Below are 16,793 nucleotides of genomic sequence, written 5' to 3'. Positions count from 1 at the left end.
CAAATGCCGCGGCCCGGACCTTTCCGAAGACCTGCGTGTCGTCGTGGAACGGCGTGGCGAGAGCTCGCCCCTCAGTCGATAGTCAGTTCCGGCCAACATCACTCGCGACATAGGTCGCTATCTACGCACCGGAAGACTCAGAGCGCCGCGGCAGCGTCGATCAACAGTTCCCGCGAGCGCGCCGGCGTCTCCGCCTGGACCGCGAGCCGGTCCATTACCTGGCGGTAGAGGGCGACATCGTCCGTACGGTCCAAGTACAGCGCGGTGGTCAGCTGTTCCAGGTAGACAATGTCGGGCAGGCCTCGCTCGATGAAACGCAGCATGGTGAACGGCGTGCCCGCGGCCGCGCTGGCACCGGACCGGTAGGACAGCACCTGGATGGTCACGCTCGGCTTGGTCGACATCTCTACGAGATGCTCGATCTGCTCGCGCTGCACCCTCGTGCCGCCGACCCGCCGGTGCAGCACGGTTTCGTCCAGCACCGCCCACAGCATCGGCCCATCGGGCGCGTCCAGGATCTCCTGACGCTTGGTACGCAATTCCACCCGGCGCACCGGGTCCTTGGGCGACTCCTGACCCACCTCGACCACTGCGGTGGCGTAGTCATGTGTCTGCAGCAAACCCGGAACCAGTTGGCTCTCATAGGTTCTGATCGTCTTTGCCGCGCCTTCCAGCCCGATATAGGTCTCGAACCATTGCGGCAGCAGATCGCTGTAGCGATGCCACCAACCCGGCAGGTTCGCCTTACGTGCCAGATCCAGGAACATATTTCGCTGATCTGCGTCGGTAACCCCGTACAGGTCAAGCAGATCCACGATGTCGCGCTCTTTGAACCCGGTCCGGCCGAGCTCGAGCCGACTGATCTTGGCATACGAGCCACGAATGTGGTCGCCTGCTACCTGCGGCGTAATGCCGCTCGCTTCACGCAGCGCCCGCAACTGACCGCCGACCGCGATACGTAACGCTGTCGGGCCGCGTTCCGCGACGCTCGAATCGACAGAGATCCGTTTCGGTTCTGCGTTCATGAGCTTCAACTCCGATATCCGACGGCTACCAGCGGCAGCGCCGCCCTTACCGTCGCAAGCACACCGCGTCCGCACTGATGATACCGTTCATGTACCCAATATCAGTCCGGCCACGACCTCGAGTGTTCATCCAGCCCGGGCGTCACGGTCCGGTGGACCGCCCGACGAGCATATCTTCGGCCATGGCGCTGGTTGCCCATGATCAGCACGACGTGTCTCCAGGAGCCTTCACACCACGGACGACTGTCACACCTGCGCCCTCGAAAAGGCTGGTTGCTCTGGCCATGTGACATCCCGAGGTGACGAGGACGACTGCTGGAATCATTCCTCGGTTGCGCAGAATTTCCGCTGTGCGCTGCGCGTTCTGCTTTGTGTCGCCTGCCGTCGACTCTTCGACTATCTGGCCCCTGGTTTGCCGTCTGGAGGCGGAAGGCTCTCCCCTCCGGAGCCCGAATCCGCCTCCAGACGTTTCTTGCGGAACCCCGCCGAGCTGCTTCGTTGGGTCGGTGAGGCTCTGAAGAAAGCCTGGCGCTGCGGCAGTTGCGGGCCAATCGGTCTCTTGTCTACGGACGGGCGAAGTTGCTGGTAGGAGAGTGTTTTCGAGTTTCCCGGTCCGGCAGTGAAACCCGGTCGGGCCGTGCAGCACCTGCGCTGGTGCACGCGACTCACCCGGATATGCTGACGCGCAGAGGATTCCGGGCAAGGGACGAATCGTCAGCGCCCGCCGGAGGTATCGTCGATGTGGTTGTGCCGCAGGGGAAGATGTCGAAACCAGGGGAGTTGAGACGTTGATGTCCGGAGATCGTTTATGGCGCTGGCAAAGTCGACGTGCCGCCGATGGGTGATACGGCAGGGGATCAGGGTGTCGATAGTTCACCCCGCAAGGCGTTCACCCGACAGTTCAACAGACTGTGGGAACGCGCGGGGAGTCCCGTCCTCGATCGGGTGGCGCGCACGGCCAACCAGCGTGAGGCGGCAGCCAGGGGCCACGCCGGGACGGTCACGACCCAGCGACTCAGCGATTGGCGCGCCGGTGCCATCCCGGCCCGATGGGAAGTGCTTCGACCGGCCCTGCTGACGCTGATCGACCTGGCGAAACATGCCCAAGGGCGGCCTCCCGCAGGACTTCTCAACCTGCGGGACTGGCAACGCCTGTGGTCTGAGGCCAATGCCTGGAAACCTCCGGAAGACCCCCATTGCCCGTATCAAGGCTTGGCACCGTACTTTTCGGGCGATGCCGAGCGGTTTTTCGGCCGCGAACGCGCGACCGACGACCTGGTGGCGCTGGTCCGATCGACCGACCGGGCCGGTGGCGGGATCGTCGTTGTGTTCGGCGCCTCCGGCGCAGGCAAGTCGTCGCTACTCGCCGCCGGACTGATCCCGGCTCTCGGGCCTGAATGGACGACCACCACCAGCACGCCGGACCCGGATCTCGCCGCGATCGAGATCCCGTCGGATCGTGGCGGTCGGCGTCTGATGGTCGTCGACCAGTTCGAGGAACTGTTCACCGCGGCCATCGGCGACAACACTCGCAGGGCGTTCATCGACCGGTTGCCGCGCTGCGCGGATCAGGGTGTCACGGTGGTTATCGCGGTGCGCGCCGACTTCTTTGCGCCATGCCTCGACTATCCAGTGCTGGCCAACGCCATCACCAAGCGCCCTTTCCTACTATCCGCGATGAGCAGCGATGAACTGACCGATGCGATCATCAAACCGGCAGCCATGGCGGAACTGAAGCTGGAACCCGGCCTGGTGGAACTGATCCTGACCGAACTCAGCGGGCTCGGTGACGTCACCGATGGTGACAGTTCGGGTGCGCTGCCGCTGCTGTCGCATGTCATGGAGGCAGCCTGGCATCGACGCAAGGGACGCAAGCTGTCCGTCGACGGTTACCGGGCCGCGGGCGGTGTCGCCGGGTCGGTGGCCCACACCGCCGACACCGCGTGGCAGAAACTGGATGACTCGCAGCAGACAGCGTCCAAAGACATGCTGCTACAGATGGTCACGGTCGGCCACGACACCCGCGATACCCGACGCCGGGTTGCCCGCGTCGATCTGCTCGCGCACACCAGCGACCCCGACGCCGCAGCGACAGCGTTGGAAACCCTTGCCCAGGCACGGCTGATCACCCTCGACACCGACGCCGCGATCCTCACCCACGAGGTGGTCATCGACGCATGGCCGGAGCTGCGGAAGTGGATCGACGCCGATCGCGAAGGCCACCTCGTTCGTCAGCGGGTCGCCGCCGACGCTGCGGAATGGTCTGCCTCGCAACGCAACCGAGCCCTGCTGTATCGCGGCGCGCGCCTGGCGCAGGCCCGCGAACATCAACCGAGACCGACCGGGCAGACCGGCGAATTCCTCATCGCAGGCATCCGGCAGCACCGCAGGCGCATCGCCGCGCAGGTCGGGCTCGCGGCGGCGGTGGTCGTGCTGCTGGTCGCCGCGCTGACCAGTATCGTCCGCGCCGACATCACCAGCAGGGAGCGCGACGAGGTCTTCTTCACCACTGTGCTGAGCGAGGCCGACCGCTTGCAGAACAGCGAACCGACGCTGTCCGCCGAACTCAGCCTTCTCGCACAGCGCCTGCGCCCCGGTAGTCCTGATGCCGCCGCACGTCTTGTCGCGAGTCAGAACCTGCCGGTGGCACGCACTTTCGCCGACCACGACGGAGAAGTCACCGGGCTCGTCTACCTCGACAACGGTCTGCTGGTCACCGCGGGTGACGATCATGTCATCCGAGTGCGCGACCCGGCCACCATTGCCTTGACGGCAATGATTACCGACCACACCAGTCAAATCACCAGTCTCGATGGGCATGGATCGACACTGATTGCGGGCAGCGCAGACCACACCGCGCGAATCTATGACCTGTCCGCCCCCGAACAGCCCCGCTTGCTACACGTCCTCGACACCGGGTCCCCGATTACGAGCCTGGCGCTCTCACGCGACGGCCGCAGTGTCGCCATCGCCAACGACGATCGGGTCACGCTGTGGGATATCACCGACCCCCAGACAGCCAAACCTCGCTCGCCATCTCTGACCGTCGGTGAAACCGTCTACGGGGTGGGATTCAGCGGTAACGACAAAACGCTGTTGACAGGAAGCGGGACGGCGCCAGGCTCGTTCGTCCAGACGCTCACCGCTCGACTGTGGGACCTCGACGCAGCACCAGGCACCCATACCGGAACACAGGTCGCGCAAGTCGTCGAGGGACGAATGGTCCTGGATTTCTCCGCCAGCACGCCGCTGCTGGTCGCCGGAGGCCGTTGGCCGTCGCAGCCACCCGGCAGCGACGCCGAAATTCGGTTCCTGAACATTGAAGACCCCCACCATCCGACCCCTGCTGCCGCAAGCTTCCCCGTCCGCTCCGCCTATGACCTGATCAGCACAATTCTCAGCCCCGACAGCCGGACCCTCGCAACCGTCACATCCTTCGGTACCCAACTGTGGAACCTCGCCGACCTCGCACACCCCTCCCCTTTAGGACCGCCGCTGACCGCTGCCGCAACCTGCCTCGGCGCATCCGGCAACCGGCGATGCTCCACCAAACCGGCGGGCGCAGCCTTCAGCCCCGACGGACGCACCTTCACGATCGCCACCGTCGGCGGCACGGTGCAGCAATGGTCGCTGCCGAGCACGACTCCGGCTGGGCAAGCCGGACAGATCCAGCCCCCGGCGGTCAGCGCTGACGGTACCCGGATGATTACCACTGCCCACGGCGCCGCCGCCCGCATCTGGGACATCCACGACCCCGCAGCACCGCAGCTACGCGGCACCGTCGACAACGTCACCGAAATCGCAGGTGCGTCCACCATCGTCCCCGTCGTGAGTTTCGACGGTCGGTTTGCAGCACTATCGATCAACGGGGTGATCACGCTCCTCGACATCTCCGACCCAGGCAAACCCCGTGCGACACACCGTTTCCCGGAATCTGCCGCTGTTGCGTTCGCCCTCGATCAGCAGATGCTGGTCACCCTCTCCCGAGGACCGGTCATGAGTTTGACCGTCTGGGACTACGCCAACCCCGACCGGCCGGTGCAGCGCAGCGCAGCGATCGTCGTGCCGTCATCGGGTCGACTGTTGCGCACGGGATTTCGATTCGCCGCCAGCCGCGACGGCAAGATCGGCGCCACACTTGCCGACAAACTCAACTTATGGGACACACCGCTGTCGCCGGAGCACGCCACTGGGCCGATCGGCACCACCACCGCGGACAGGCTGGGCGACGGCGGCGGCCTCGCGGTCAGCCCCGACCACCGCACCGTCGTCGCCGGATGGGACGCTGGCACAGCCCGTATTTTCGACATCACCGACCCGGGAACCATTCGGCCACTAGGAGATCCACTGGCGGCCAGCAGAAGCGCTGTCACCTCGGTGGACATCAGTCCCGATGGCCGTCGCCTGGCTACCGCAGGCACCGACTCCACCGTTCGGCTTTGGACCTTCACCGATCCCGAACGCCCCAGCCCCTATGGCCCGTCCCTCACCCCACCAGGTTCAGGCCGGTGGCATGTCGCCTTTCATCCGAAAGCCAACTACCTCATCGGCACCGGCGGCCAAGGGGCTGTTCGACTCTGGGACCTCGAGCCCGAGCACGCCGCACGTCGTATCTGCACCCTCACCGCCACCACCATCACCACCGACCTCAGCACTTACTTGCCGGGACGGAAGCTGCCACCGCTATGTCCGTGATCGCTTGTTCGAAAGTGAAGACACCATGCGACGATTCACCCGGCGTACCGCGTTCGGTCTTGCGGTGGCGGGTCTCATCGGCAGACCAGCAGCTGCTGCCGGGCGGCCAGCGCCGCCTATAGATCTGCCGCCACTAGGGCACGAATTCCTCTGGGGTGTTGCGGGTTCCGGATTTCAGAGTGAAGGTCACACACCCGACAGTCACCAGCGGCGGCTGTTCACTGAACGCTCCGTGCTCGGCCGATTCCCCGATAGCGTGGACTTCTACACTCGGTACACAGCTGATATCGCGCTGGCCGCAGGCCTCGGGGTCGGGGTGTACGGCATCAGCATCGAGTGGGCGCGGCTGCAGCCCAGGCGCGGCGAATGGGACGAGGCCGGTTTCGAATTCTACGACCGTGTACTGGATGCCATGGCCGCCAATGGAATCCGCCCGATGCTCACCCTCGATCACTGGGTGTATCCGGTGTGGATCGCCGAGCGTGGCGGTTGGGGCGATCCGGGCATCGTCGAGGCGTGGCTGGACAATGCCCGCAAAGTGGTGGACCGCTACGCATGCCGCGACCCGCTGTGGATAACGGTGGCCAACCCGGGCGCATACATGAAGTTCGAGTCGCGCGACACGCTACCGACCACAGGCCTTTCAGTGATGGCGTTGCGAATTGCCCAGGTGCACAACGCCATCTACGACCACATCCACCTGGTGCAGCCGAGTGCGCAGGTGACGATGTCGATGAACCTCGCGGCAGGCACGATCGCGGATGCCACGGAAAGCCTGCTATTGGATAGGGTCATCGACCGCTTGGATTTCGTCGGTCTCGGTACCTACATCAGCTTCTCGCTGGACACGCTGCCACAGCTGGCAGAGCACACGCTGATCGCACCGCAAGACCTGAATAGCCCGCTGACGCACGCTGTACAACCGGAATCGATCTATTACGCACTGCACTATTGCGCACACAGATTCCCCGGCAAACCGGTGTATGTGGTGGAAAGCGGACTGGTGATGCGAAACGGCCTGCGAGACGACGGATATAGCCGCGCCACCCACCTGCGCGACACCGTCTACTGGTTGCAGCGCGCCCACGCCGACGGAATCAACGTAATCGGCTACACCTACTGGACCCTCACCGACAGCTTCGCATGGGGCAGCTACGCACTACGTTTCGGCCTCTACACCGTCGACGTCGCCACCGACCCCACCCTCACCCGCAACCCCACCGACGCCGTCCCCGCCTACCGCGCCATCACCGCATCCGGCGGAGTACCAAGCACCTATCGCCCCTCCCGCCCACCAGCCACCTGCTCATTCGTCGACCTCCCCACCAGCTGCACCGACCCAGTAACCCTCCCGCACTGAACTCATCCCAGCGCTGCACCAGGTGACACGACCGTTGGTGTTGGGCAGTGGGTTTTCGTCAAGTGTTGTCTGCTGGTTCGGCTATGTAGATCCAGTCAGTGCCGTCGTAGCCGGGGCCGTCTAGATGTTGCGCGCGAGTCAGACCGGCTCGGATCGCCATGCGTTGAGAGGCAATGTTGGCTGGTCGGATTCGGGCGATCAGCGGCAGGTGTGGCACGTGCTGGGATGACCAGGCGATGACGGTGGCTGCGGCTTCGCTGGCGTAGCCCTGTCCCCATGCCGAGGGAGCGAAGCGGCAGAAGAGATTGAGCACCGCTGTTCCGTTCAGTTCCATCGGTTTGACGCCGCAAAACCCGAGTGGCTCGGTCTCACCGTGGCGGAGCACGACCCAGTAGCCGTATCCGTTGCGCTGCCATTGGTCGTTCCACCGGGCGTAGAGTGCGTGTGCCTCGCAGCGTTCGGTCAGCGCATCAGAGGGGTTGTGAACGCAGGTTTCAGGATCGTTGTGGATCGTGAAGATCGCATCGACATCGTCGATTGTTGGGCGGCGCAACGATAATCGACCGGTCTTCAGCCGTGCTGTCGTCGGCCGGTGCTCGCCCATGCCGACATCGTAGGGCGCGAGGAGGCGGTGAACCTCACGATCGCGCAGGCCAGGGCTGGGCTATCCGCCACGTACGGGGTGCAGCCCGACGCGATAGAAGTCATCATCCGCGGATAGCTCGAGCCGATGAAAGGAAACCTGGTGCCGGACCCTGTCCGCGAGAGCAAGTTCCGGGAATTGCTGGACAGGATCCAGCTGATCTATGAGGAGGCGGCGGCTCTGCTCGGTGTCGAGCATTCGGTTGCGCGGGTGCGGGTGGCGGTCGGTGTTTCGCCGGTGTGTCTGCGGTAGATGCGTCGGAAGGCTGACGGATCGGCGTAACCCACTGCGCCTGCGATCGCGTCGACGGGTTCGTGGGTGGTTGTGAGTAGGGTGGCTGCTTGCCCGACTCGGAGGCGATGAACGTAGTGGGTGGGGGAGACGCCGGCTCGGTCGCGGATGCGGCGGGTCAGGGTGCGTGGAGAAACCGATGCGGCACTGGCTAATTCGTCGAGCGATAGTTGTCGGTGCAGGTTGGCGTGGACGTGCTGTTGCACGGCGCGCAGCACTGGGTCGGTGGCGCGTAGGTGCTCTAGCACCATGTAGCGCGACTGCGACATGCGGGCATCGAGCACCAGGTAGTGACCGACCTGCTCGGCCAGTGCGCCGCCGCCGAGGCGGGCGACCAGCGCCAGCAGTAGATCTGTGTGGGCGAAAGCTGCACCGGCGGTGAGGATTGCGCCGCTGTCGACCACCATGCGATCGGAGTGCACGGTGACATCGGGGAAGCGGCGGGCCAGCAGTGGCGCCAGCCACCATGTGGTGGTGGCGGCCCGGCCAGACAGCAGACCCGAGGCTGCGAGCACGAAGACAGCCGAGCAGGAGGCAGCTACCGTGGCGCCGGAATCGGCGGCACGCCGGATGATTTCGACGGCCTGCATGGTCTGGGGTGAGGTCAGCAGTTCCTCGACACGCGCTTCGGTGGACGCGGACGGCCCCGGCAGCACCAGGATATCGCCGGGTTCGAATTCCGCTGCGCCGAGCGGGGTTTCGGTGTCGACACTGATCAGCCGCCCACGGCTGGATCGGACCGGCTGCCCGTCGAGTGATGCGACGCGCTGCTGCAGCCGCCCGCCCGTCGCGTCACCGGCGATCCCGGCTGCTGTGTCGACGATGTCGATACCGAGGCCGAGTGCACCTTCGAGCACACCGTCCAGCGGAAGGTGGGTAATCATGTGGCGAGATTAGACCGAAAAGTGGCGATCCTGCCAATAGTGGTGCGCTGACCTGCTGCGGCAGGGTTGGGGTGTGCAGCAACCTCTTCCGCAGGATTCCCTCGACGACGACCTCGCCGACTTCACACCCCGGACGATCACGCTCGACGGAGTAGCCCGCACGGTGTACGTCAGCGGCATCGGCCCGGCGGTCATCGTCATGGCGGAAATGCCCGGCATCAGTCCCGATGTGGCGCGCTTCGCCCGCTGGGTGCGTGACGCCGGGCTCACCGTCTATCTGCCGTCACTGTTCGGCCGCGACGGCGCCTATCCGGAGGCGGAGGCCGGCGTGGAAGTCTTCAAACGAGCCTGCGTCAGCGCGGAATTCCGGGCTTTCGGCGCGGGCAAGTCCAGTCCGGTCGCTGTGTGGCTGCGTGCGCTGGCAGCCATGGCCCATCGTGAATGCGGCGGTCTCGGCGTCGGCGCACTGGGCATGTGCTTCACCGGGAATTTCGCGCTCACCATGATGCTCGAGCCCGTGATGCTGGCACCGGTGCTGTGCCAGCCGTCGCTGCCGCTGGATGAGCCTGGCGGACTGGAGATTTCGCCCGATGAGCTCGCGGCCGTGCGGGAGCGACTCGATCGCGATGATCTCGTCGTGCGCGCCTATCGCTTCGAGGGCGACCGCTTCTGCACCGCGCAGCGTTTCGCCGCCTACGCCGCGGCGCTCGGCCCGCGGTTCGAGCCGCGAGTGCTACCGGCCGAGGCCGCGAATCCCAGTCCGCCGCCGTTCTTCTCACAGATCGTCGGCTGCCCACACAGCGTGGTCACCGCGCATCTGGTCGATGCGGCGGGGGAGCCGACGGCCGCGGCCCGCGACGAGATCCTCGCCTTTCTCGTCGACCGGCTGACTGCGGACGTTCCGTTGCCGCCCACCAGCCGCCAGCCTGCACCGACCAGCGTCGACGACCCGATCAAGTCCTCGGTCGACCACTCCTGACGCACGCCCCTACGTTCACAATCCGACGGCAGCCGGTGCCCGGTGGATGTGCGCAGTGAGGGCGGTGACGACGTGTTCGGCGTCGCGGTGGACTCCGCGCAGCGTGTTGGAGGAGAAGCTGCGCTGAAATTCGAGACCGAGGTAGACCAAGCCGGGGTGGGTCGTCGAGACGCCCGCGGAGTGCAGCGGATAGCCATCGTGGAGCGTGCCGAGTCGTTCGAGGTAAGAGAGGTTGGGGCGGTAGCCGGTGGCGAAAATGACGGTGTCGACGTGTTCGCGGGTGTCGTCGGGCCAGGTGACGGTGTCGGTGTCGAAGCTGGTGAACATGGGCCGTCGGTCGAGGCGACCGGTGTCGAGGGCATTCCGATATATTCCGGTGTCGAGGACAAGGGTGCCGCCGACGTAGCGGATGAGCCATTCGGGTGGGAGCCGGTCGAAGCCGGTGGTGACGAGCCAGTGGTGGATGTCGCGGCCGTCGCGGTGTTGGGGTAAGAAGTTGATCGGGTGGTGGGTGGCGAGAGTGACGGTGGCCACCTCGGCGAGTTCGTAGGCGATCTGGATGGCGGAGTTGCCCGCGCCGACAACGATGATGCGTTGTCCTGCATAGGGGTTGGGGTTTCGATAGTCGCCAACATGGAGGGTGTTGCCGGTGAAGGTGTGTTGTCCGGGCAGCTCGGGTATGTGCGGGTTGTTGAATGATCCTGTGGCGGCGACGATTCCGGCAGTGTGCAGGGTCTGGCCGGTGTTGGTGTGGACGAGGAATCCGGTGTCGGGGTGGGTTTCGACTCCGGTGACGGCGGTGTTGGTGCGGATGTCGGCGTCGAGATCGGCAGCGTACTGGCGTAGGTAGTCGATGACTTCGTCGCGAAGGGGATAGTGGTCGGGGTCGGCGGGGAACGATAGTCCGGGCAGCGTGCTGTGTTGGGCGGGGGAGAACAGGGTGAGGCTGTCGTAGTAGCGCGGCCAGGAGCCAACGGGTTCGGGCCCGGATTCGAGCACGATCGGGGTGATATGACGGTCGAGCAGGGTGCTGGCGGTGACGAGTCCGGATTGGCCTGCGCCGATGACGATCGCGTCGATCATGAGTGGTGTTCCTTCGGAGTAGATGTGGGGATGCTGACCAGCGAGACCAGAGCAGCGACAGCGGCGAGCACGCCGAGGATGATGAACGCGTGCGGGTAGCCGCCGACAACGGTCGCGAGCGCGGTGGCGCCGAAGGGTGCCAGGGCCAGGCTGACGGTCATGGGCGCGGACAGCAGTGCGGTGAGGTGGCCGTAATGGGTGGTGCCCCAGCGGTCGGTGACGGCGGTGGCTTGCAGCAGCGTGAACACTCCGCGTGCCATCCCGGCGACGATCGCGACGGCAACCAAAGCTGCTGCGGTGGTGAAGATCCCGAGCGCGATGGTGGTCGTGGCGATGGCGAGCAGGATCACCAGGGTGCGGGTGCGCAGGCTGGTGCGTGCGGCGAAGGCGGAGTAGCCCAGGCGGCTCGCGACCTGTCCGGCGCCACCGAGGCCGAGCGCAATCGCGGCCAGGCCGACATCGAGTCCGCGTTCGGTCAACAGCGGAACCAGGGTGACGATCGCGGCGAAGGACGCAAATCCCGTGACGCTCAACGTGATCGCCAACGCCAGGAACGCCGGGCTGCGGGCGGTAGTACCCGCCGGGGCGTGGTCGGCGTGGTCGGGTTCAAGTTCTGGAGCTGGCCAGGCAAGCCCGAGCCCGAACCAGTGTCCCGGCACGGTCACTACCGCCAGCAGGCCAGCGAGGACGAGATATGTTGTGCGCCAATCAAGATGCGCCGACAGCGCTGCGGTCAAGGGCGCGAAGACGGTGGAGGCGAATCCGGCCGCGAGGGTGAGCACGGTGAGCGCGCGGACCCGATTGGGGCCGTGCCAGCGGGTCAGGGCGGCGAAGGCAGGTGGGTAGAGCACCGCACCCATCGCGACCCCGACCAGCAGCCAGCCGATGAAGAACCACACCAGAGTTGGTGCGGTCGCCACGACGATCAGCGCGGGTATCGCCAACATCGAGCCCGCGGTCATCACCGCGCGTGGACCGTGGCGGTCGAGCCACCGCCCGACCGGGATGCCGACCAGCGCGGCGACGAGTTGCCCGGCGGAGAAGGCGGCGGTGAGGGCGGTGTCGGTCCAGCCGGTGTCGGCGTGGATGTGCCCGAGCAGAACGGGGAAGGCGTAGAACAGGATTCCCCAGCTGGTGATCTCGGTGACGCACAGGACAACCAGCACTCGCCGCAATCCCGAAGCAGCGGATGCTGATGACACTGAAACAGTCTGCATCGCTCGCGGTTTCAGTGCGTAGGAGTCAGGTTCAATTCCTTGATCGCGACCGGCGCGGACAACGACAACTCGTGCGGTTCTGACGGACCCCCGCCGCAACAGCCGCCGCTGCCGGCTTGCGCACCGACGGTGTCGAAAACCCCTGCGCCACCGCAGACTCCGGTTTCGGGCAGCACCAGCTCGACGCGCTCGGCGCCCTCGTGGTCTCCGGCGAGTGCGGCGGCGATGGAGCGAACCTGTTCATAACCGGTCATCGCCAGGAACGTCGGCGCGCGCCCGTAGCTTTTCATTCCGGCCAGGAACAACCCGGGTTCAGGATGGGAAAGTTCTTTCACTCCATGCGGGTAGACCGTGCCGCAGGAGTGCACGTTCGGATCGATCAACGGCGCCAACTGCACCGGCGCTTGCAGGACCGGGTCAAGGGCGAGGCGGACCTCCGAGAGCCACGTCAGGTCCGGGCGGAACCCGGTCAGCGCGACCACCCGATCCGCACCCTCGAGGCGCTGGCCGGTATCGGAAACCAGCACCACCGTCCCGTCCTGAGCGGGTTCGACTGCGGCGGTACGGAATCCGGTGACGACGCGCAGCAGGCCAGCTTCGACCGCGGCTTTCGCGCGCAGCCCGAGTGCGCCGCGGGCGGGCAGTTGGTCGGTGTCGCCGCCGCCGAAGGTGGAACCGACCTCGCCGCGGCGCAGCACCCAGCTCAGCCGTGTCTCCGGTTCCTGCTCGGCGAGTCCGGCGAGAGCGACGATCGCGGTCAACGCCGAATGCCCACTACCCGCGATCACCGTGTGCTTCCCGGCATAGCGGGTGCGGATCGCAGCGTCGCCGAGATCGGGAAACCGGTACTCGATCACCCGCGCCGTGGACTCGCCGATGGCCGGAAGTCCTTCTCCGCCGAGGGGATTGGGGGTGGTCCAGGTGCCCGAGGCGTCGATGACCGCTTGGGCGAGCACTCGGTCTTCGCTGCCGTCGGCTCGGCGCAGGTGTACCGAGAGTGGTTCGGTGTCGCGGCCTGCGTCCACGATCCGGTCTCGGCCTCGTCGCGCGACTCCGGTCACCTCGACCCCGAGGTGAACGACGTTGTCGCCGAGGGCGGTGGCCAGCGGGGCGAGATAGTCGCGAACCCATTCCTGCCCGGTGGGGTAGGTGTCCGCGTCGGGCACGGCCCAGTCCGTTGCACCGAGGAGTCGGCGGGCGGCCGGGGCGATGAGCTCGGCCCATCGGGAGAACAGCCGCACGTGGTTCCACTCCGCGATCGCCGCGCCCGCGGTATCACCACGTTCGAACACCAACGGAATCAACCCGCGTTCGCGCAGTTCGGCAGCGGCGGCCAGGCCGATCGGTCCAGCACCGACCACGACGACGGGCAGGTCGTTCACCATCACAAGTTCCTTTCATCGACACTCATCGATCAATGAGAGGACTGTATCGACGGTTGTCGATGAATGCAACCATCGATGATCGTCGATATAGTGTGCGTATGACTTCGCTGGACATGCCGGTCGTGCGCGGCTCGGCCGCCGATCGGGTCGACGCCCTGGCGGTGTCGGACGCAACCACCTATGCGGGATGGTTCGCGTGCCTGGCCGATCCGACTCGGGTCCGGCTGCTGCATCAGGTTGCCTCCCGCCCGGCCGGAATCACCGTTGGCGAGTTGGCCGAACTGGTCGGCGTCGGCCAGCCGACCGCCTCACATCACGTCCGAAAGCTCGCCGAGGTCGGTTTCGTGCGCGTCCACAAAGACCGCACCTCCACCGTCGTGGTGGTGAACCCGGCCTGCTGCACCGGCCTGCCGCATGCCGCCGACGCGGTGATGGGTGTGCTCACTCCGCTGCCGTGCTGCCCCGACAACCTGCCCGCCGACGTGAGCGTGCGCGCGATGACCGACGACGACTGGGACGACGTGCGTCGTATCTACGACGAAGGAATCGCCACCGGCAACGCCACTTTCGCCACCGAAGTCCCTGACCGCGAATCCCTTGACGCACAATGGCTTCCCGAGCACCGCTGGATCGCCGAGATCGACGGCACCATCGCGGGATGGGCGGCCCTGAGCCCGGTGTCGGCACGCGAGTGCTACGGCGGTGTCGCCGAGAACTCGGTGTACGTCACCGAGGGCATGCGTGGTCGCGGTGTCGGAAAAGCGTTGCTGCACAAGCAAGTCATCGCCGCCGACGAAGCCGGACTGTGGACGTTGCAGACCTCGATCTTCCCGGAGAACCGCGCCAGCATCGCCCTGCACCACTCCGCGGGCTACCGCACCGTCGGATTGCGTGACCGCATCGCCCAGCGCGACGGCGTATGGCGCGACACCGTGTTCCTCGAACGCCGCAGCCCGGTCAACTGAGCGTCACGCTGGTCGTTCACTCGATGTTCGCTTGCCCACGGCATTGATAACTGTCAATATCGATACATGTCGAAGTCAGAGCTAACGATCACACCGACCCAGGCGTGTTCGGCCGCCCCGTTGGCGAAAAAGCCGCTCACAACCGGGGATGCGGCACAGTTGGCGTCAGTGTTCAAGGCGTTGGCCGATCCTGTACGGCTGCGGCTGCTGAGTTCGATCGCCTCTCGCGCGGGCCAGGAAGCGTGCGTCTGCGACGTGTCCGATGGATTCGACATCAGCCAACCCACAATTTCCCATCACTTGAAAGTGCTGCGGGAGGCCGGTCTTCTGATCAGTGAGCGGCGCGCGTCATGGGTGTACTACAAGGTGGTTCCTGAAGCGCTGCAACAGCTCTCGGATGCCTTGCTGATCGAAAGCGGCGCGAGCGTGCACGCGTGAGCGTCGAGACTGCGACCGCCGGGCGCCGCGTCGTCGGGAAGCTCTCCACTCTGGATCGATTCCTGCCGGTGTGGATCGGCGTCGCGATGGCCGCCGGACTACTCCTCGGCCGACTCGTTCCCGGCCTCGGTGATGCGTTGAGCGCGGTCGAGATCGACGGCATCTCACTGCCGATCGCGATCGGGTTGCTGATCATGATGTATCCGGTGCTGGCCAAGGTCCGCTACGACCGACTCGACACCGTCACCGGCGACCGCAGACTGTTGATCGGTTCGCTGGTCCTGAACTGGCTGCTCGGCCCCGCGCTGATGTTCGCCCTCGCCTGGCTGCTGCTGCCGGACCTGCCCGAATACCGGACCGGGCTGATCATCGTCGGACTGGCCCGCTGCATCGCGATGGTCATCATCTGGAACGACCTGGCTTGCGGTGACCGCGAGGCCGCCGCGGTGCTGGTTGCGCTGAATTCGGTATTCCAGGTGATCATGTTCGCCGTGCTCGGCTGGTTCTACCTCTCGGTGCTGCCCGGCTGGCTCGGCCTGCCACAAACCACCATCGACACCTCGCCATGGCAGATCGCGAAATCCGTGCTGATCTTCCTCGGAATCCCGCTGCTCGCTGGATATCTCACCCGTCGTCTCGGCGAACGCGCCAAGGGTCGCCCCTGGTACGAGTCGACGCTGCTGCCGCGCATCGGTCCGTGGGCGCTCTACGGGCTGCTGTTCACGATCGTGATTCTCTTTGCGCTGCAAGGCAAACAGATCACCTCCCAACCGCTCGACGTGGTGCGCATCGCCATCCCGCTGCTGGCCTACTTCGCCATCATGTGGGGCGGGGGCTATCTCCTCGGCGCTGTCATGGGTCTGGGCTACGAGCGCACCACGACGCTCGCGTTCACCGCTGCTGGCAACAACTTCGAGCTCGCGATCGCCGTCGCGATCGCCACCTACGGCGCCACGTCCGGCCAAGCCCTCGCGGGAGTCGTCGGACCGCTCATCGAGGTCCCCGTACTCGTTGGCCTGGTCTATGTCTCCCTCGCCCTACGCAACCGCTTCCTACCCACCACACCATCGAACGCCCTCTGAACAACGGAACACGCAATGACTGACAGCCCTCTCGCGCACGCCACCCACGTCCGTGACGACCTCGCCATCGACCAGAAGCTCGCACTCAAAACCGCCGCGACCCGCCTGCAACGCGACTTCGACACCATCTTCGGCATCGAAACCGTCGAACGATTTCTGCACTCCTCCTACGACCAATTCGCAGGCCGCGCAACAGTCGTCAACTTCCTGCCACTACTGGCCGAACGCTTTGCCCGCCAACGCCTCAACGCCCTCGCCCGCGTCGAAGGCAAGGCCCACACCGGCAAACCCACCGTGTTGTTCCTCTGCACGCACAACGCCGGACGCTCCCAAATGGCCCTCGGCTTCTTCACCCACCTCGCCGCCGACCGTGCCGTCGCCTGGTCCGGCGGCAGCGAACCCGGCGACGAAATCAACCCTGCCGCAGTCGAAGCCATGCGCGAAGTCGGCATCGACATCACCGGCGAGTTCCCCAAACCCTGGACCGAAGAAATCCTGCAAGCCGCCGACGTCATCATCACCATGGGCTGCGGCGACGCCTGCCCCCTCTACCCCGGCCGCCGCTACGAGGAATGGGCACTCGACGACCCCGCCGGACAAGACCTCGACACCATCCGGCCGATCCGCGAAGAAATCGAAACCCGCGTACGGCTCCTGCTCACCGAACTCGGCATCCCGGCACGGTGAACCTCCGCGAGCGCATGTAGGTACCAGCAGAGCCGAGACCAATTGCGTTGCAAGGGAGT

The 16,793-nt window shown here is 65.7% G+C and carries 14 protein-coding genes; 7 read left to right on the top strand and 7 right to left on the bottom strand.

Annotated features, from left to right (window positions below; all coding sequences use genetic code 11):
- Window positions 1–137: 137 nt before the first annotated feature.
- Window positions 138–1,025 carry a Sco1979 family transcriptional regulator gene (locus NA11_RS33735; protein WP_069166109.1) on the bottom strand — a complete coding sequence of 296 codons (888 nt, stop codon included), beginning with the start codon at window positions 1,023–1,025 and terminating at the stop codon, window positions 138–140.
- Window positions 1,026–1,227: 202 nt separating this feature from the next.
- On the bottom strand, window positions 1,228–1,671 hold the full coding sequence (locus NA11_RS47245; protein ID WP_369691179.1) for a YdcF family protein: 444 nt from the start codon (window positions 1,669–1,671) through the stop codon (window positions 1,228–1,230).
- A 191-nt stretch (window positions 1,672–1,862) separates the two neighbouring features.
- Between NA11_RS47245 and NA11_RS33730 the strand changes: the two genes are divergently transcribed.
- Both NA11_RS33730 and NA11_RS33725 read left to right on the top strand, forming a co-directional pair.
- Window positions 1,863–5,720 carry an NACHT and WD repeat domain-containing protein gene (locus NA11_RS33730; RefSeq protein ID WP_069166108.1) on the top strand — a complete coding sequence of 1,286 codons (3,858 nt, stop codon included), beginning with the start codon at window positions 1,863–1,865 and terminating at the stop codon, window positions 5,718–5,720.
- 25 nt (window positions 5,721–5,745) lie between these two features.
- Window positions 5,746–7,080 carry a family 1 glycosylhydrolase gene (locus NA11_RS33725; protein WP_069166107.1) on the top strand — a complete coding sequence of 445 codons (1,335 nt, stop codon included), beginning with the start codon at window positions 5,746–5,748 and terminating at the stop codon, window positions 7,078–7,080.
- Window positions 7,081–7,138: 58 nt separating this feature from the next.
- Here NA11_RS33725 and NA11_RS33720 read toward each other — a convergent pair whose 3' ends face one another.
- Window positions 7,139–7,684 carry a GNAT family N-acetyltransferase gene (locus NA11_RS33720; RefSeq protein ID WP_069166106.1) on the bottom strand — a complete coding sequence of 182 codons (546 nt, stop codon included), beginning with the start codon at window positions 7,682–7,684 and terminating at the stop codon, window positions 7,139–7,141.
- Window positions 7,685–7,884: 200 nt separating this feature from the next.
- The gene (locus NA11_RS33715) at window positions 7,885–8,898 is read right to left on the bottom strand and encodes a GlxA family transcriptional regulator (protein ID WP_069166105.1); all 1,014 of its coding nucleotides are present in this window, start codon (window positions 8,896–8,898) and stop codon (window positions 7,885–7,887) included.
- 73 nt (window positions 8,899–8,971) lie between these two features.
- On the opposite strand from NA11_RS33715, the gene NA11_RS33710 reads away from it, so the two are divergent.
- Complete coding sequence (locus NA11_RS33710; protein WP_069166104.1) at window positions 8,972–9,877, top strand: dienelactone hydrolase family protein; 906 nt, start codon at window positions 8,972–8,974, stop codon at window positions 9,875–9,877.
- 15 nt (window positions 9,878–9,892) lie between these two features.
- On the opposite strand, the gene NA11_RS33705 is transcribed toward NA11_RS33710, so the two are convergent.
- The 3 genes from NA11_RS33705 to NA11_RS33695 are packed head-to-tail and all read right to left on the bottom strand — an operon-like array spanning window position 9,893 to window position 13,562.
- Window positions 9,893–10,960 (bottom strand): flavin-containing monooxygenase, encoded by a 1,068-nt coding sequence (locus NA11_RS33705; protein WP_069166103.1) that lies wholly within the window; start codon window positions 10,958–10,960, stop codon window positions 9,893–9,895.
- On the bottom strand, window positions 10,957–12,177 hold the full coding sequence (locus NA11_RS33700; RefSeq protein ID WP_069166102.1) for an MFS transporter: 1,221 nt from the start codon (window positions 12,175–12,177) through the stop codon (window positions 10,957–10,959). Before NA11_RS33700 ends, NA11_RS33705 begins: the two co-directional genes overlap by 4 nt.
- A gap of 11 nt (window positions 12,178–12,188) precedes the next feature.
- Complete coding sequence (locus NA11_RS33695; RefSeq protein ID WP_069166101.1) at window positions 12,189–13,562, bottom strand: FAD-dependent oxidoreductase; 1,374 nt, start codon at window positions 13,560–13,562, stop codon at window positions 12,189–12,191.
- Between the two features lie 98 nt (window positions 13,563–13,660).
- Between NA11_RS33695 and NA11_RS33690 the strand changes: the two genes are divergently transcribed.
- From NA11_RS33690 to NA11_RS33675, 4 genes are all read left to right on the top strand, one after another.
- Window positions 13,661–14,527, top strand: coding sequence for a helix-turn-helix domain-containing GNAT family N-acetyltransferase (locus tag NA11_RS33690; protein WP_069166100.1), 867 nt, complete (start codon window positions 13,661–13,663; stop codon window positions 14,525–14,527).
- Window positions 14,528–14,593: 66 nt separating this feature from the next.
- Window positions 14,594–14,965: an ArsR/SmtB family transcription factor gene (locus NA11_RS33685; protein ID WP_069166099.1), complete on the top strand. Its 372-nt coding sequence runs from the start codon at window positions 14,594–14,596 to the stop codon at window positions 14,963–14,965.
- Window positions 14,962–16,047 carry an ACR3 family arsenite efflux transporter gene (gene arsB / locus NA11_RS33680; protein ID WP_069166098.1) on the top strand — a complete coding sequence of 362 codons (1,086 nt, stop codon included), beginning with the start codon at window positions 14,962–14,964 and terminating at the stop codon, window positions 16,045–16,047. The genes NA11_RS33685 and arsB overlap by 4 nt, the downstream gene beginning before the upstream one ends.
- A gap of 15 nt (window positions 16,048–16,062) precedes the next feature.
- The gene (locus NA11_RS33675; protein WP_069166097.1) at window positions 16,063–16,734 is read left to right on the top strand and encodes an arsenate reductase ArsC; all 672 of its coding nucleotides are present in this window, start codon (window positions 16,063–16,065) and stop codon (window positions 16,732–16,734) included.
- The last annotated feature ends 59 nt before the right edge of the window (window positions 16,735–16,793 follow it).

Source organism: Nocardia altamirensis NBRC 108246, assembly GCF_001612685.1.
Classification (GTDB): domain Bacteria; phylum Actinomycetota; class Actinomycetes; order Mycobacteriales; family Mycobacteriaceae; genus Nocardia; species Nocardia altamirensis.
The sequence above is the reverse complement of the archived record's forward strand: the minus strand, read 5'-3'. Positions and strand labels throughout refer to the sequence as shown.

Bases quoted from the DNA above. Each gene is read 5' to 3' on its own strand.
- NA11_RS33735 (WP_069166109.1), bottom strand. From the start codon at position 1,025: ATGAACGCAGAACCGAAACGGATCTCTGTCGATTCGAGCGTCGCGGAA.
- NA11_RS33730 (WP_069166108.1), top strand. From the start codon at position 1,863: ATGGGTGATACGGCAGGGGATCAGGGTGTCGATAGTTCACCCCGCAAG.
- NA11_RS33725 (WP_069166107.1), top strand. From the start codon at position 5,746: ATGCGACGATTCACCCGGCGTACCGCGTTCGGTCTTGCGGTGGCGGGT.
- NA11_RS33720 (WP_069166106.1), bottom strand. From the start codon at position 7,684: ATGGGCGAGCACCGGCCGACGACAGCACGGCTGAAGACCGGTCGATTA.
- NA11_RS33715 (WP_069166105.1), bottom strand. From the start codon at position 8,898: ATGATTACCCACCTTCCGCTGGACGGTGTGCTCGAAGGTGCACTCGGC.
- NA11_RS33705 (WP_069166103.1), bottom strand. From the start codon at position 10,960: ATGATCGACGCGATCGTCATCGGCGCAGGCCAATCCGGACTCGTCACC.
- NA11_RS33700 (WP_069166102.1), bottom strand. From the start codon at position 12,177: ATGCAGACTGTTTCAGTGTCATCAGCATCCGCTGCTTCGGGATTGCGG.
- NA11_RS33695 (WP_069166101.1), bottom strand. From the start codon at position 13,562: ATGGTGAACGACCTGCCCGTCGTCGTGGTCGGTGCTGGACCGATCGGC.
- NA11_RS33690 (WP_069166100.1), top strand. From the start codon at position 13,661: ATGACTTCGCTGGACATGCCGGTCGTGCGCGGCTCGGCCGCCGATCGG.
- NA11_RS33685 (WP_069166099.1), top strand. From the start codon at position 14,594: ATGTCGAAGTCAGAGCTAACGATCACACCGACCCAGGCGTGTTCGGCC.
- NA11_RS33675 (WP_069166097.1), top strand. From the start codon at position 16,063: ATGACTGACAGCCCTCTCGCGCACGCCACCCACGTCCGTGACGACCTC.